Raw genomic sequence first — 15,229 nt, forward strand, 5'->3', positions numbered from 1 at the left:
CGGCGCGGTCCGACGGATGGACACGTCAGCTCTTCAGAAGCGACTCGGTCGCCGACAGCAGCGCGCACGTGGCAAGGCCGTCGATCGCGTCGCGCAGCTCGGGCAGGCCGGGAAAGGACGGCGCGATTCGAATGTTCTTGTCTTCCGGGTCTTTTCGATACGGAAACGCAGAGCCGGCTTCCGTGACCGCGATGCCCGCGTCCTTTGCCAGCGCGACGGTGCGCTTGGCAGTACCAGGCAGCACGTCGAGGCTGACGAAGTAGCCGCCCTTGGGATCGGTCCACGACGCGACCTTCGATTCGGCGAGGCGGTCGTCGAGAATCTCCTGAACCAACGCGAACTTGGGCGCAAGCAGCTCTTGGTGGCGCTGCATCTGCAGGCGCACGCCGTCGGCGTCCCCGAAGAACCGCAGGTGCCGCAGCTGGTTGACCTTGTCCGGCCCGATGGACTTCTTGCCCGCGTATTGCAGATACCAGGCGATGTTGCCGAGCGAGCCTGCGAAGAAGCTGACGCCGGCGCCCGCGAACGTGATCTTGGACGTCGACGAGAACACCAGCGGCCGGTTCGGGTTGCCCGCGGCCTCGGCCAGCCCGAGCACGTCGACCTGCTGAACGAAGTCGTGGGTCAGCGTGTGCACGGGATAGGCGTTGTCCCACATCAGCCGGAAATCTTTTGCCGCCGTTTGCATTTGCACCAGCCGACGGACGGTTTCCCAGGAGAACGTGACACCGGTCGGGTTCGAGTAGACCGGCACGCACCACATGCCCTTGATGGCCGGGTCGGCGGCGACGAGTTCCTCGATCAGGTCGACGTCGGGGCCTTCCTCGCGCATCGGCACGGTGATCATCTCGATTCCGAGGGTCTCGGTGATCGCGAAGTGCCGGTCGTATCCGGGCGACGGGCAGAGAAATTTGACGGTCGGCTCTTTGATCCACGGCTGGGTGGAGTCCACGCCGCCGTGCAGCATCGAGTACGTCACCACGTCGTGCATCAGCTCGAGGCTGGCGTTGTTGCCTGCAATGAGGTTGGGCACCGGAATGCCCAACAGCTCGCTGAAGATCGCGCGCAGTTCGGGCAGACCGTGCAAGCCGCCGTAGTTGCGGGTGTCGGTGCCGTCACCGTCGCGGAAGGCATCCTTTCCGGCACCGGGCAGCTCTAGCAGGGCATTGGACAGATCCAGCTGCGCAGGCGACGGCTTGCCGCGGGTCAGATCGAGGCTCAGCTTCTTGGCCTGCAGGTCGGCGTAGTTGCGGGACTGCAGCTCGTGCTGTGCCTGCAGTTCGTCACGGCCAAGAGACAAAAACGACACGGCGCGCCTTTCCGATTAGCCGTGAAACAGAAGGGGACCCCGCGCACCCGCCAGAGCCCATTGACCCTTGCTGCCTTCCGGCCCTGGGGGAGTTCACAGGATAGACGCCGCGCGGGGTCCGTAGCGAGTGTAATACCCGCGGACCCTGCGACTCGACGAGCACATCAGCGCGGTCGGCTACCATAGCCCGCGGAGGATTCGCCTAGTGGCCTATGGCGCTCGCCTGGAACGCGGGTTGGGTTAATAGCCCTCAGGGGTTCAAATCCCCTATCCTCCGCACTCGGCTCGGGAGTGCGACCGGCTGGTCCAACGGCCCGGTCGCACCCCGGCCAAATAACCAATAGGAGGGCTATGAGCCGCACCGTGGCGGTGGTTTGGCACGCGTCGTTTTCTATCGCCGCCGGTGTCCTCTACTTCTTCTTCGTCCTACCGCGGTGGTGGGAACTTTCGGGCGACACGTCACCCACTCTCGGTACCGCGTTGCGCATCGTCACCGGCGCGCTCATCGGGCTGGCTGCGCTGCCGGTGGTGTTCACGCTGCTGCGCACCCGTCGGCCGGAGTTCGGGACGCCGCAGATGGCCCTGCGCCTTTACACGTCGTCGATCGTGTTGCACGTGCTCGCGGGGGTGCTGATCCTGGGCACCGCGATCAGCGAGATCTGGATCAGCCTCGACAACGCCGGGCAGTGGCTGTTCGGCATCTACGGCGCCGCCGCAGCCATCGCGCTGCTCGGCATCTCCGCGTTCTATCTGGCGTTCGTTGCCGAACTGCCGCCGCCTCCGCCCAAACCGCTCAAGCCGAAGAAGGCCAAGCAGGGCCGCCGTGGCCGCAAGGCCGCCGAGGACGAGGCCACCGAAGACGCCACTGAAGACGCCGCTGAGGACGCCGCCGAGGAGACCCCTGAGGACGCTACGGACGAAGCCGACGCGGAACCAGCCGAGGTCACCGCCGAAAGCACGGACACCGCGGAGACGGAGTCGACGACAGAGGATCCGGAGCCACCCGTGGAGGACGAACCGGCTGCCGAGTCAACCAACGGCGGTCTGCGCAACCGCAGACGCAGGCGGCTGCGGGGCCGTGTCGCCGTCGAGGACTAGCGTCTGCGCAGTTCTCATCGGCTTGGCATTGATGAGCTGCCGGGCCGGCGGGCCCGCCCGGGCCGATATCCCCGAGTTCACCCTCGATACGCCGTTCGCGTTGGCAAGCGGTCAGGAAGCCCTGATACCGAGCGAGAAATTGCGCCTTCGGTTCGCCGACGTACTCGAAGACTCCCGCTGCCCGACCAGGGTGCAGTGCTTCTGGACCGGACAGGCCAGGATCGCGATTGCGGTGCAACCCGATTCCACCGCCCCGACGACGGTGGAGTTCAACACCAACCCGGCGCCGGGTCAGACGGTCAACGTGGCGACTGTTGGCGCATACCGCATCGAGTTGCAATCGCTTGAGCCCTATCCGCAGACGCCCGACGACCCGATCAGGTTCGAGGATTATCGGGCCACGATCGTGGTGCAGAACCGCTGACGACGGCGCCTTCGAGGGTTAGCGGACCGCAGTTCGGGCACTATAGGCAGATGCGCACATCTCCCAAGCGCCGCCTGGTGCCTGCATTGCTGACCGTGCTCGCCGCGGTCTTCGCCCTGGTTGCACCGGCGACGTCGGCGGCAGCACCGGTGGACATCGCCGCGGCTGCCGCTGCGGTCGAACCTGCGGTCGTCCAGATCACCACGAAGATCGACTATCAACAGGCGATCGGGACCGGCACCGGGATGGTCATCGATCCGGGTGGCGTGGTGCTGACCAACTACCACGTCGTCGCGGGCGCCAACACCATCACCGGCACGGTCGGCGGCCGGGACTACCCGGTCGACCTGGTCGGCTACGACCGCAAGAACGACATCGCGGTGTTGCAGTTGCGTGGCGCCGGCGGAGTGCCCGCCGCCCCGATCGGTGACTCCGGTCAGGTCGTCGTCGGTGAGCCGACGGTCGGCCTTGGCAACGCGCGCGGGACGGGCGCACCCCTCACCCACGAAACCGGCCCAGTGGCCGCACTGAACCGCACCGTGAACGCCGAAGACGCGCTGACCGGCAGCTCGGAAGAGGTCAACGGGCTCATCGAGGTGTCCGCCGACGTACGCCCCGGCGATTCCGGGGGTCCGCTGGTGAACGGCGCCGGGCAGGTCATCGGGGTGGTCACCGCCGCGACGGTGAACTTCCAAATGGGCCCTGCCGGAAAGGGTTTCGCGATACCCATCAATGACGCGATGGCCGTCGCGAACCAGATCCGCTCCGGTGCGCCGTCGCCGAGCGTGCACATCGGGCAGCCGACGCTGCTCGGCGTCGGCGTCGGCACGCAGCCACGCAACGGCGGCGGGATCATCGTGCGCGACGTGGTGATCGGAGGCCCGGCCGCCCAGGCGGGCCTGAACATCGGCGACGTGCTGACGGTGCTCGACGGCACCTCGCTGGACTCGGCCACCACACTGACCTACGTGCTGGACCGGCACTACCCCGGTGATGTCGTCGACCTGACCTGGATCGACCGCAGCGGCCAGGAGCGCACCGGCAAGGCGACTCTGGTTTCCGGCCCCTGACCGCCCTATGCTGAGCGAGTGCTCAACACCACTCCTCATCGCGTTGTCCAGTGGACGACGGGAAACGTCGGAAAAAGCTCCGTAGCGGCCATCGCTGCCAACCCCACACTTGACCTCATCGGGTGCTACGCCTGGTCGAAGGACAAGGTCGGCCGTGACGTCGGCGAACTGGCCGGCATCCAACCGCTCGGCGTCAAGGCAACCGACGACGTCGCCGCGCTGCTCGCGCTCAAGCCCGACTGCGTCGTCTACAACCCGATGTGGATCGACGTCGACGAGCTGGCCCGCATCCTCTCGGCCGGTGTCAACGTCGTCGCCTCCGCGTCCTTCATCACCGGCCACAATCTCGGCGACGACAGAGCCAAACTCGAGGATGCCTGCCAGAAGGGTGGGTCGACGCTGTTCGGCTCCGGTGTGAGTCCTGGCTTCGCGGAACTGCTCGCGATCGTGGCGGCGACATCATGCGACCGCGTCGACAAGGTCACCATCGCGGAGTCCGCCGACACCACCCTCTACGACTCGCCCGACACCGAGCGGCCGTGTGGTTTCGGCATGCCGATCGACGACCCCGACCTGGAGCCGATGATGTCGAAGGGGACCGTGGTGTTCGCCGAGGCGGTACAACTGGTCGCCGACTCGCTCGGAGTCGAACTCGACGAGATCAAGTGCGTGGCCGAATACGCCCAGACCACAGAGGATCTCACGATGGCATCGTGGACCATTCCCGCGGGCCACGTGGCGGGCACCTTCGCCAGCTGGCAAGGGATTGCCAACGGCAAGACAGTCATCGACATCAACGTCCGGTGGAAGAAGGGCCAGACGCTCGAACCGGAGTGGAAGCTGGACGCCGATGGTTGGAAGATCACGATCGAGGGCCGTCCGACGGTCAACATGCAGGTCGGCTTTCTTCCGCCCCAGGACATGATCGAGAACGCCAAGTCCATTGACGATTTCTTCGTCCTCGGCCACATCATGACGGCGATGCCGCCGATCCACGCGATCCCGGCCGTGGTCGCCGCGCCACCCGGCATCGTGACCTACAACGACCTGCCGCTTCCACAAGCGAAAGGCGTTGTGGCGCAGAATTAACGGCGACCTGCCAGCCTCTTCTTCTCCTTTTGGCCGACGTCGCGATACCGCGCACCGTATCTCGGTACCGCAAGCGGGCCCGCGTGCCGGGCAGCGGTGATCGCGTTGCGTAACGGCCGGGCCAGTCCGGCGAACGACGCCATGTCGAGCACCATCGGGGTCAACAGCCGGTTGTGTACGAATGCGAACGCCGCGCCCGACGCCGGATCGGCCCAGCCGAGGGTGCCGCCAAGGCCGAAGTGGCCAAAGCCCTTGAGCAGGCCGGGTATCGGCGACTCGTGATAGCCGAGGTGAAACGGCATCGGTACGCCGATGTTGAGATCAGGCCAGGGTTTCGGGTTTCCGATCAGCCCCTGCGCCAAGTCGTTCGACACGAACTGGGTGTCGTCGATCCTGCCGCCGTTGGCGATCGCGGCGTACATCTTGGCCAGCCCACGGGCGGTGACGACGCCGTTGGCAGCGGGCACCTCGCCGTCGAGAAATGGAATATCGCCCTGCACAAACGATTTGATGCCGGGAAAGAACATCGCCCCGAACGCGCCGGAGAGCGGCAGGCCCGCCACCTTCGGCGCGACGAAGTTGAACACCGGATTGCCGCGACTGCTCTGCGGTGCAAGGATTTGCGCGACCTTCGTCGGCGAGCCGGCAGGCGGGCGGCCCAAATGCAGACCGTCGGTGTCCAGCGGACGGGCCACCTCTTCGCGGATCAGCTCACGCATGCCCTGCCCGGTTACCGCGCGGGCCAAGCCGGAAAGGATCCACCCGTAGGTCAGCGCGTGGTAGGCCGGCCAGCCGCGCAGGTGGTCCACCGACGCAGCGGCCAGCCGCTGCTCCATCAGCTCGTGGTCGAGCAACTCGTCGCGGCCGACACCCTTCAGATGCGACAGGCCGGAGCGGTGCCGCAGCACGTCGCGGATCGTGATGGCGTCCTTGCCGTTGGCGCCGAACGCGGGCCAGTACGTTGCGACCGGTTCGTCGTAGTCGAGCAGGCCGCGATCGACGAGGCGGTGAATGACAGTCGCCGCTACGCCTTTCGTCGCCGAAAACACCATCGCACCGGTGTCAACGGTCCAGGGCTGTTCCCCCGCGCGGTCGGACCAGCCCGTCCAGACATCGACGACCGGCCGCCCGTCGATGTACACCGAAAGCGCGCCGCCACCAAACCGTCTGCCCGGGAACAGACCCGCGAACACGCGAACGACATTGGAGAACCGCGAATCGGCCGCCCCCTGAACACCGCGGGGCAGGCCTTCCTCAGCGCGGAGCAACGAGGCCTTGCTCATAGCGCTAACAATGCGTGCAGGACGCCGCCACGCGTAGGAAATCGCAATATTCAGCCGACTACCTGCAGGACGACGGCTTGCAGTCGGGCCGCAGGCGGTCCTTCGAGCACCACGTCCTTGAGGATCTTTGCCTGGTTGCCCTCGACGGTGAACTCGCCGGGCTGGGGCAGGTTTCCACCCTGCACCTCATATTTGACCGTGAACGGGGTGGTCGGCAACGGATGGAAGCCAATGTATTTCGGCTCGATCGTGTACTTGTAGACGCATCCGGGACCAGGGTCACAGGTCTGCTCGGTGACCACCACGTTGACCGTGAACTCCTTGGGTATCGGCACCGACGGCGGTGGCGGAGGCGGAGGTGTGGCGACCGTCGGCACAGGTTTGGAGTGGTCACCGAAGATCAGCGCCGCCGCAATGCTGATGCCGCCGATGAGCATTGCAACGATCGCGACCGCGGCAAGCAGCTTGCGGATTGTTTGCATCGGGTCCCCAGGCTAGTTCGGGCGGACGTGTCCGTCGATGATTTCAGCCAGGTTGTCACTCCCAATGCGGACCTCAATACCCGCCTCCGGGCGAGGCGACGGCCTTAGTGTGATCGCTGTGAACCTGTCGGTTTGCCGCCGAGCGGAGTCGTTGTGAAGGGCACGCCGTTCGGCCGATACCAATTGCTCGAGCTGTTGGGCCGCGGCGGCATGGGTGAGGTTTGGAAGGCCTTCGACACCGCCACCCAGCGCATGGTCGCCGTGAAAGTCCTGCCGGCGCAGCTGGCCGCCGACCCGATGTTCGAGCAGCGATTCCGTCGCGAGGCCTTCACCGCCGCCGGACTGAACAATCCTCATGTGGTGCCGATCCACGACTTCGGCGAGATCGCGGGGCGGCTCTACGTCGACATGCGCCTGATCGAGGGAGAAGACCTCGAGCACACGCTGGAGCGCGGCGCACTGGAACCGGAACGGGCCGTGAAAATCATCGAGCAGGTTTCCTCGGCGCTCAACGCTGCGCACCGGGCGGGCCTGGTGCATCGCGACGTCAAACCCTCCAACATCCTTATCGCAGAGGATGATTTCGCGTATCTCATCGACTTCGGGATCGCCCGCGCAGCGAGCGAGACAAAGCTGACCGCAACCGGCAATGTCGTTGGCACGTGGGCGTATATGGCCCCGGAACGCTTCACCAGCGGTGTATCGGACGCGCGTTCGGACATCTATGCCCTCGCCTGCGTCCTGTACGAGTGCCTGACGTCGAACAGGCCCTTTCCCGGCGAAAGCGTCGAGCAGCAGATCGCCGGTCATCTCACGACTCCCCCACCGCGGCCGTCGATTTCACGGCCCGGAGTGTCAGCTGCGCTGGATGCGGTTGTCACCGCGGGGATGGCCAAAGAGCCTACCGATCGATACAGCACGACCACAGAGATGGCGCGCGCCGCGCGCAAGGCACTGACTGCCGTCACCCCTACGACTCCGACTGGTCTCGACCACACTGCCATCGGCGTTGCGGCCGACTCACCGACCGAGATTTTCTCTCCGGAATCCGCAGAAGCCTGGGCGCCAACGCAGACCGGTACGCCGGTGCACCTCGAGAAAGCCTGGGCCCCAACACAGTACGGCACGGTCGAAGCCACCGAAGCCAAACCTGACGAGTTCCACCGGCCGCTGCCATGGTGGCAACGAAAGACGGTCGTGATCCCCGTCGCCGTAACCTTGATGGTCATTGCTCTGGTCACGATTTTCTCGGTCGTCGGTGGCAGCGACAGCGGGAACAAACCGCAGCAAGTGACACCTCTCAACGGCATCTACACCGTCGAGTTCGGCACTGCTGAGCCGCCTGATGCGCAGTCAAACGCGAACCAATCGGGCGGTTCGGAGACATGGGTGATCAAGTCTGCCTGCCAGACCGAAGGATGCGTGGCCACCGCATCAAAGGTCAGCGGATCTCGATCAGCTGCATCGACGATGGTGCTCGACGAGCTCGGCGGACACTGGGTCGCCGTGAGCGCAGCGCAGGGGTCATGCATGAACAGCCAGGCCGAGGTCTGGGAAGCGATGTCGCTTCAGCTTCGGCCGGACGGAACGCTGGACGGTAACTTCGTCGTTCGGTCAACGGCAAGCTGTGCGACCGACCAACAGGTTCAGTTCACACGCGTCGGAGATTTGAAACCCGATGCGTCAGTTGCTGATCCGCGGAAGCAACCGACGCGCGTGCCATCGCCGGCCCAAGGGCTACACGGCAATTACCAAGAGACGGATACCTATGCCGTCGGTGGCCGCAACGCGGAAGTGAACTTCGACATTGCGACGTATTGCCTGCGCACCGGCGATCGCTGCCTGAGTTATTGGCAGAATCCCGGCGACACCAAGATCCTGCTATTCGCGAAGAATCAGTGGGTGCTGGCGGACACGTCACAAGATGCGAAGTGCACCAACGGCAGCCCTGCTCGTGCCCAGATCACCCTGAACTACCCGCTTCCCCAGCCGGCCCAAGACCCCGTCACGCTGCTGACGGGGCGGGGCCACTACACCGTCACCGGCGAGTGTCCGTTCAACAGTGACTTCGACTCCCGGGTCCAGCGGACCGGCGACTAGACCAGTCGGCCGCCGTGCCACCCAGTTCCTTGCACTCGCAACAAGATCCGTGCCTATGCCGACGTGGTATGCCACGATTGAGACGTGAGCGCACGCGCAGTCGTGTGTGTCCTGGGTTCCGCGATGGTGACAGCGTGGACGGCCCTTTCTATGCCCGCCATCATCGCCCCGGCACTCGCCGCAGGCTGCCCCGACATCGAAGTTGTATTCGCCCGCGCCACAACCGAACCGCCCGGTGTTGGGCACGTCGGGCAGGTATTCGTGGACACACTGCGCTCACAGGCCGGTGGCAGATCCGTCGCCGTTTACCCGGTTGACTACCCCGCCTCGGAGGACTTCGCCGGTTCCGCCTCGGTGGGTGCCGACAATGCCCGGGCACACGTCCAGTCGACGGTGACGAACTGCCCCAACACCCGCATCGTGCTCGGCGGCTACTCCCAAGGCGCGTTGACGATCGATCTGATCACCGCGATCCCGGTCTCGCTCGCGGGCTTCACTCCCGCGCCGATGCCACCCGATGTCGCGAATCACGTTGCAGCGGTGGCAGTCTTCGGCAATCCGTTGGACAGATATGTCGGCATGCCGCTGACAGGGGTGAGCCCGCTATATGCCGACAAGACCCTCGACTTGTGCGCGGCCGGCGACCCGATCTGCACACCCGGCGGCGGTATGTCGACACCTACGCGCGACGAGATGTTCTCCGACGCGCACCTGTCCTACGTGCGCTCGGGCATGGCCAGTCAGGGCGCGGCGTTCGCCGCGGGCCGGGTCTAGCTAGCACCTCCTTGAGCAAACGACCACCAAACCGCCAACGACCAGGCTCTCAAGTTAATTCGACGTCCTAGTTAGTTCCAGCAAACTTTACTCCCGATGCTGCGTGCCGCTATGGTCCATTTCGGGAGGGAATTTCAGTGGCAAGCACACCAATGAGGGGATGGTATCCGGACCCATCGGGCGCGCCGCGGCAGCGCTACTGGGACGGTGTTCAGTGGACCGGCCATGCGCCTGCGCGGCCAACGCTGAGCAGGACCGGGCTGTGGATCGCAGTGAGCGTCATCGCGGTGATCGCGCTGTTCTTCGGGGGCTGCACCGCGATGGTCGTGGCGGGATCGAAGTCGGACACCCCTAGCGCAGACAAATTCCATGGGCCCACCGGTTGGCTCGGTACACCGCTCCGTGATGGTGATTTGGAGTTCGTCGTCACGGACGTGGCCACCCCGGCCAATTGGCGCGGCGATCCGCGCCCGAAGGGTGAGTGGCTCATCGCGACGATGACCGTGCACAACCTCGATGACGAGTCGCAGGAATTCGCTGCCACCAACCAGAGGTTGATCGACTCGAATGGCCATGTCTACGCGGCCGATGCCGAAGCAGCTGTCGCGATGAACAACAGCTCGATGGTGGTCACGATGAAGCCCGGCGCCAACATGACCGTGAAGTTGCCGTTCGACGTGCCAACGGGAACACTGCCGAAGGCGCTGGAACTACACGACTCGGTGTTCTCCGAAGGCGCTCGCATTCAGGTGAATTCGTCCTGACTAGCGCGCCATCTCTTCCTTCACGGCCGTGACGAATGCATCGACGTCGGCCTCGGTGGTGTCGAACGAACACATCCAGCGGACGTCGCCGGCCGCCTCGTCCCAGAAGTAGAACCGGAATCGCTTCTGCAGCCGCTCGCTGACGTCACGGGGTAGCCGAGCGAAGACCGCGTTGGCCTGCACCGGATGAAGCACTTGAACCCCGTCGACGGCGCGCACTCCTTCGGCGAGGCGTTGCGCCATTTGGTTCGCGTGCCTGGCGTTGCGCAGCCAAAGGTCCTTGACCAGCAGCGCTTCCAGCTGCACCGCGACGAAGCGCATCTTGGAGTGCAGCTGCATCGACAGCTTGCGCAGATGCTTCATATGGCTGGCCGCATCCGGGTTGAGCACCACAACAGCCTCGCCCAACAGCGCGCCGTTCTTGGTGCCACCCAGCGACAGGATGTCAACGCCGACGTCGGAGATGAATGCACGCATCGGGAGGTCAAGTGTCGCAGCCGCATTGGCGATACGTGACCCGTCGACGTGCACCTTCATGTTTCTGCCGTGGGCCTGGTCGCAGATCACCCGGATCTCTTCGGGTGTGTACAGCGTGCCCAACTCGGTGCTTTGGGTGATCGATACGACTTGCGGCATCGCGCGGTGCTCGTCGGTCCAGCCCCAGGCCTGCCGGTCGATCAGGTCCGGAGTGAGCTTGCCGTCGGCTGTGGGCACGGTGAGCAGCTTGAGCCCGCCCATCCGCTCGGGTGCGCCGCCCTCGTCGACGTTGATGTGCGCGGTCTCGGCGCACACCACAGCACCCCATCGATCGGTGACGGCTTGCAGGGCAACGACGTTCGCCCCTGTTCCATTGAAAACGGGAAACGCTTCCGCGGTGGGGCCGAAGTGCTCGCGGATGATGTTCTGCAGGTTCTCGGTGTACGCGTCGTCACCGTAGGCGACCTGGTGCCCGCCGTTGGCCAGTGCGAGAGCGTCGAGTATTTCCGGGTGAACGCCGGCGTAGTTGTCACTGGCGAAGCTACGAACGTCCGGGTCGTGACGGCGTTGGGCGTCGGTGTGGCTCACCGGCTCACCGGGTTGCCCTCGTCGTCCCAATTCGCGGCCACCTTCTTGCTCGGCTGCACCCTCGGCGGTTCGCCCGGCATCTTCGGATAACTCGGCGGATACGGCAGATCACCGAGCCCGCGTTCCTCGTCGGCCTTGACCATCTCCAACAACGGATCCAATGACTGTGCGACGGAATCGATTCCGTCCCAGGGGTCGGGTCGGCCTGCGACGAAATCGGGTGCGGTGGTGATGGTGTAGTCATCGGGATCGGCGTCGCGCAGTTCGTCCCATGTCAACGGCATCGACACCGTCGCGATCGGCGTCTTGCGTGCCGAGTACGCCGACGCGAAGGTGCGGTCGCGGGCATTCTGGTTGTAGTCGATGAAGATTCGCTTGCCGCGCTCTTCTTTCCACCATGACGTCGTGACCGCGTCGGGCGCTCGACGCTCCACCTCGCGGGCCAACGCGATGCCCGCCCGCCGCACCGCGATGAAATCCCAGTCGGGCTTGATGCGGACGAAGATGTGCACACCGCGACCGCCGGACGTCTTCGGATAGCCGACCAGGCCGAGTTCGTCGAGCACCGGTTTGAGCACGTCGACCGCGATTGTGCGAGCCTCTTTGAACGCTGTGCCGGGCTGCGGATCCAGGTCGACCCGCAACTCGTCGGGATGCTCGGTGTCCGCGCAGCGCACCTGCCAGGGATGCAGGGTGATGGTTCCCATCTGCGCTGCCCACACGATCGCCGCCGGGTGAGTCACCTTGAGCGCGTCCGCAGTTCGGCCCGAGGGGAACGTCACCACGCAGGTCTCCAGGTAATCCGGCGCATGCTTGGGAATCCGCTTCTGATAGATCTCCTCGCCCTCGATGCCGTCTGGAAAGCGCTGCAGATGTGTTGGCCGGTCCCGCAGCGCCGTGAGCATCGGACCGCTCGCGACGGCCAGGTAATACTCGACGAGTTTGCGCTTGGTGCCCTCGGAGCCCAGCTTCGGGAAGTACACCTTATCGGGGTTGGTCAGCCGGACGTTGATGCCGTCGACGTCGATTTCCTCTGCGGGCGTGGCCATCAGCGCGACTCCAGCACGTCGTACAGGTCGAAGGTGATCGGCACATCGAGTTGGTCGAAGGTGCAGCTGTCCGGTTCGCGATCAGGGCGCCATCGGACGAACTTCACCGCATGCCGAAACCGCTTGCCGTGCACCGTGTTTCCCTCCATCTGGTCGTAGGCCACCTCGCACACCTTCTCCGGACGCACCGGAATCCAGCGCTTGTCGGCCGCCGAGTTCCACCGGCTCGGATCCCCCTCGCGCACTTCGTCGCCCTCGCGCAGCGGCTCGAGATCGGCAAGCAGCTTGAGCCGGTCCTTCGCGGTGAACGACGCAGCGCCGCCGACCATTTGCAGCTCGCCGTCGTCGCGGTAGAGCCCGAGCAGAATCGAGCCGATACCCTCGCCGCTCTTGTGGATGCGGTAGCCCATCGCCACACAGTCGGCATCGCGGGCGTGCTTGACCTTGACCATCTCCCGCTTGCCTGACAGGTAGGGGCCGTCCAGCCGCTTGGCGATCACGCCGTCAAGGCCGGCGCCCTCGAAAGTGTCGAGCCACTTGGCGCCCTGCTCCGGATCCTCGGTGGTGCGGGTGACATGGCACCACTGCTTTTCGTTGACCGAATCGGACAGCACGTCGCGGCGAACCCGGAACGGCTCTTTCAACAAAGACCTCTCGCCGGTGGCCAACGCGTCGAATCCGATGAAATGTGCGGGCGTCTGCTCGGCCAGCAGCTTGATTCGGCTCGCCGCCGGGTGGATGCGCTGCGACAGCGACTCCCAGTCCAGCCGGATGCGGCCGTCGATCTCGCGCGGCACCACGATCTCTCCGTCGAGCACGCAACGTGGCGCGAGTTCGTCGCGCAACGCCTGCTCCAATTCGGGGAAGTAGCGGCCGAGTTCCTTGCCGTTGCGTGACTGCATGACGACTTTGTCGCCGTCGCGGAACACCAGCGCGCGGAAACCGTCCCACTTCGGTTCGTAGGACCACACCCCCGGTTCGGGTGGCACCTTGGCCTGGGCCTTGGCCAGCATCGGCTCCAACGGTGGCAATACGGGGAGATCCACGCTTTCCATACTCACGTAGACCGCCGACACCGGGCAATGTCATCGGGACGGCTAACGGGTTGATTACTAGCGCCTGGTACGAGTAATCACCCCGTTAACGCGCGAGAGAATGAGCCAGTGCAGCTGCCTGTGATGCCGCCAGTGTCTCCGATGCTGGCCAGGCCGGTGCGGTCGATCCCGCCGGACGCCTCCTACGAACCGAAGTGGGACGGGTTTCGGACGATCTGCTTCCGTGACGGCGACGAGGTGGAGCTGGGCAGCCGCAACGAACGGCCGATGACCCGGTATTTCCCGGAAGTCGTAGCGGCAATTGCCTCCGAATTACCGCAACGCTGCGTGGTCGACGGTGAGATCGTCATCGCCACCGACGGTGGACTTGACTTCGAGGCTCTGCAGTTGCGCCTGCACCCTGCGGCCAGTCGCGTCAACATGCTCGCCGAGCAGACTCCTGCGGCGTTCATCGCGTTCGATCTGCTCGCCCTCGGCGATGACGACTACACCGGTCGACCGTTTCACGAGCGTCGCGCCGCGCTGGTCGACGCGTTGGCCAGTTCAGGTCCGTCGGTCCATGTCACGCCCGCGACCACCGACCTGACGACCGCGCAGCGGTGGTTCACCGAGTTCGAGGGCGCCGGGCTCGACGGGCTGATCGCCAAGCCGTTGGACATCACCTATCAGCCGGACAAGCGGGTCATGTTCAAGGTCAAGCACGAACGGACCGCCGACTGCGTGGTCGCCGGCCACCGGGTGCACAAATCGGGCGACGACGCGGTCGGCTCGCTGCTGCTCGGCCTCTACACCGACGACGGCACGCTCGCATCGGTCGGAGTCATCGGCGCATTCCCGATGGCCGAACGCCGGCGGCTGTACGCCGAGTTGCAGCCTCTCGTCACGACGTTTGAAGGCCACCCGTGGAATTGGGCCGCACACGCGGTGGCCGACAACCCAAGGCGCTACGAAGGGGGCTCGCGCTGGAACGCAGGCAAGGACCTTTCGTTCGTCCCGCTACGACCCGAGCGCGTGGTGGAAGTCCGTTACGACCACATGGAAGGCCGACGGTTCCGCCACACCGCGCAGTTCAACCGCTGGCGGCCCGACCGCGACCCGCGCTCATGTACTTACGAGCAGCTCGAGCACCCGGCTACGTTCGACCTTGGCGATATCGTGCCCGGCCTTCGCCGAAACATGTGATGCTTCGCCGATGGCGATCACCCGCGCGATGGCTGCCGCCATCACTCTCACCAGCGCCGCTATCGGCTTGGCAAGCCCGGCATCGGCGGACGACCAACTCGATGGCGACTACAACCTTGTCACCGACGGCCCGCCGACCATCTGGACCATCACTACGCAATGCAATGCAGAGCGCACTTGCGGAGGGTCGGTGGCGACGTCTCGGGGGTGGGTCGGGGCGATCAGCAGAGTGGCCGGCGGCCCCTGGACCGCTGAACGCCTTGGCGCCTCGACTGGGTGGACGTGCCCCGACGGAAGTACCGGCCCGGCAGACCTGCTGTACTCGTTCGACCCTGTGACGCTCGCGGGCACCGTCAGCGCCACGTCGAAACCCGGGGTGTGCAACGACCCCAACCCGCAGCAGGGTCAACAGCCGATCAGTCTGGAGCCCGCGGCCCCGTCTGCGCCACCAAAGTTTCTCGACGGCCTGATTCCCTGACATTGAT

Annotated in this window: 15 protein-coding genes, 1 tRNA gene and 1 other RNA gene; 10 read left to right on the forward strand and 7 right to left on the reverse strand. The window is 65.2% G+C overall.

From position 1 onward, the window contains the following. Positions 1-25: 25 nt before the first annotated feature. Positions 26-1,309, reverse strand: a complete 1,284-nt coding sequence (locus J3E61_RS07280; RefSeq protein ID WP_210083110.1) for an aminotransferase class I/II-fold pyridoxal phosphate-dependent enzyme — start codon at positions 1,307-1,309, stop codon at positions 26-28. A 28-nt stretch (positions 1,310-1,337) separates the two neighbouring features. Further along, positions 1,338-1,432, reverse strand: an RNA gene (gene ffs, locus J3E61_RS07285) — signal recognition particle sRNA small type. Between the two features lie 68 nt (positions 1,433-1,500). Here ffs and J3E61_RS07290 point away from each other — a divergent pair. From J3E61_RS07290 to J3E61_RS07310, 5 genes are all read left to right on the forward strand, one after another. Beyond that, positions 1,501-1,586 (forward strand) — tRNA-Ser (locus tag J3E61_RS07290). Between the two features lie 74 nt (positions 1,587-1,660). Next, a complete protein-coding gene (locus J3E61_RS07295; protein ID WP_210083111.1) occupies positions 1,661-2,407 on the forward strand; it encodes a hypothetical protein in 747 nt (248 codons plus the stop codon). 31 nt (positions 2,408-2,438) lie between these two features. Continuing rightward, complete coding sequence (locus J3E61_RS07300) at positions 2,439-2,831, forward strand: hypothetical protein (RefSeq protein ID WP_210083112.1); 393 nt, start codon at positions 2,439-2,441, stop codon at positions 2,829-2,831. 50 nt (positions 2,832-2,881) lie between these two features. Beyond that, complete coding sequence (locus tag J3E61_RS07305) at positions 2,882-3,901, forward strand: trypsin-like peptidase domain-containing protein (protein ID WP_210083113.1); 1,020 nt, start codon at positions 2,882-2,884, stop codon at positions 3,899-3,901. Positions 3,902-3,919: 18 nt separating this feature from the next. After that, positions 3,920-4,990 carry a dihydrodipicolinate reductase gene (locus J3E61_RS07310; protein WP_210083114.1) on the forward strand — a complete coding sequence of 357 codons (1,071 nt, stop codon included), beginning with the start codon at positions 3,920-3,922 and terminating at the stop codon, positions 4,988-4,990. On the opposite strand, the gene J3E61_RS07315 is transcribed toward J3E61_RS07310, so the two are convergent. Together J3E61_RS07315 and J3E61_RS07320 are read right to left on the reverse strand one after the other, a co-directional pair. Further along, positions 4,987-6,273 carry a serine hydrolase gene (locus tag J3E61_RS07315; RefSeq protein WP_192724577.1) on the reverse strand — a complete coding sequence of 429 codons (1,287 nt, stop codon included), beginning with the start codon at positions 6,271-6,273 and terminating at the stop codon, positions 4,987-4,989. The two genes, J3E61_RS07310 and J3E61_RS07315, sit on opposite strands and share 4 nt — an antisense overlap. Before the next feature lie 50 nt (positions 6,274-6,323). After that, entirely contained in the window at positions 6,324-6,755 is a 432-nt protein-coding gene (locus J3E61_RS07320) for a hypothetical protein (RefSeq protein WP_210083115.1), read from the reverse strand. Between the two features lie 153 nt (positions 6,756-6,908). Between J3E61_RS07320 and J3E61_RS07325 the strand changes: the two genes are divergently transcribed. The 3 genes from J3E61_RS07325 (at position 6,909) to J3E61_RS07335 (ending at position 10,393) form a co-directional block, all read left to right on the forward strand. Next, positions 6,909-8,855: a serine/threonine protein kinase gene (locus J3E61_RS07325; RefSeq protein WP_210083116.1), complete on the forward strand. Its 1,947-nt coding sequence runs from the start codon at positions 6,909-6,911 to the stop codon at positions 8,853-8,855. A gap of 84 nt (positions 8,856-8,939) precedes the next feature. Further along, positions 8,940-9,629, forward strand: coding sequence for a cutinase family protein (locus J3E61_RS07330; protein ID WP_210083117.1), 690 nt, complete (start codon positions 8,940-8,942; stop codon positions 9,627-9,629). Positions 9,630-9,766: 137 nt separating this feature from the next. Next, entirely contained in the window at positions 9,767-10,393 is a 627-nt protein-coding gene (locus J3E61_RS07335; RefSeq protein ID WP_192724580.1) for a DUF4352 domain-containing protein, read from the forward strand. Here the strand turns inward: J3E61_RS07335 and J3E61_RS07340 are convergent, their stop codons facing one another. The 3 genes from J3E61_RS07340 to J3E61_RS07350 are packed head-to-tail and all read right to left on the reverse strand — an operon-like array spanning position 10,394 to position 13,562. Continuing rightward, positions 10,394-11,458, reverse strand: a complete 1,065-nt coding sequence (locus J3E61_RS07340) for a low specificity L-threonine aldolase (RefSeq protein WP_210083118.1) — start codon at positions 11,456-11,458, stop codon at positions 10,394-10,396. After that, positions 11,455-12,507, reverse strand: a complete 1,053-nt coding sequence (ligD, locus tag J3E61_RS07345) for a non-homologous end-joining DNA ligase (RefSeq protein WP_210083119.1) — start codon at positions 12,505-12,507, stop codon at positions 11,455-11,457. Before ligD ends, J3E61_RS07340 begins: the two co-directional genes overlap by 4 nt. Beyond that, positions 12,507-13,562, reverse strand: coding sequence for an ATP-dependent DNA ligase (locus J3E61_RS07350; RefSeq protein WP_210085467.1), 1,056 nt, complete (start codon positions 13,560-13,562; stop codon positions 12,507-12,509). The genes ligD and J3E61_RS07350 overlap by 1 nt, the downstream gene beginning before the upstream one ends. Before the next feature lie 108 nt (positions 13,563-13,670). Between J3E61_RS07350 and J3E61_RS07355 the strand changes: the two genes are divergently transcribed. After that, complete coding sequence (locus J3E61_RS07355) at positions 13,671-14,744, forward strand: ATP-dependent DNA ligase (RefSeq protein ID WP_210083120.1); 1,074 nt, start codon at positions 13,671-13,673, stop codon at positions 14,742-14,744. Between the two features lie 10 nt (positions 14,745-14,754). Beyond that, complete coding sequence (locus J3E61_RS07360; protein ID WP_210083121.1) at positions 14,755-15,222, forward strand: hypothetical protein; 468 nt, start codon at positions 14,755-14,757, stop codon at positions 15,220-15,222. The last annotated feature ends 7 nt before the right edge of the window (positions 15,223-15,229 follow it).

Origin of the sequence: Mycobacterium sp. OAE908, assembly GCF_017872775.1 — a bacterium.
Classification (GTDB): domain Bacteria; phylum Actinomycetota; class Actinomycetes; order Mycobacteriales; family Mycobacteriaceae; genus Mycobacterium.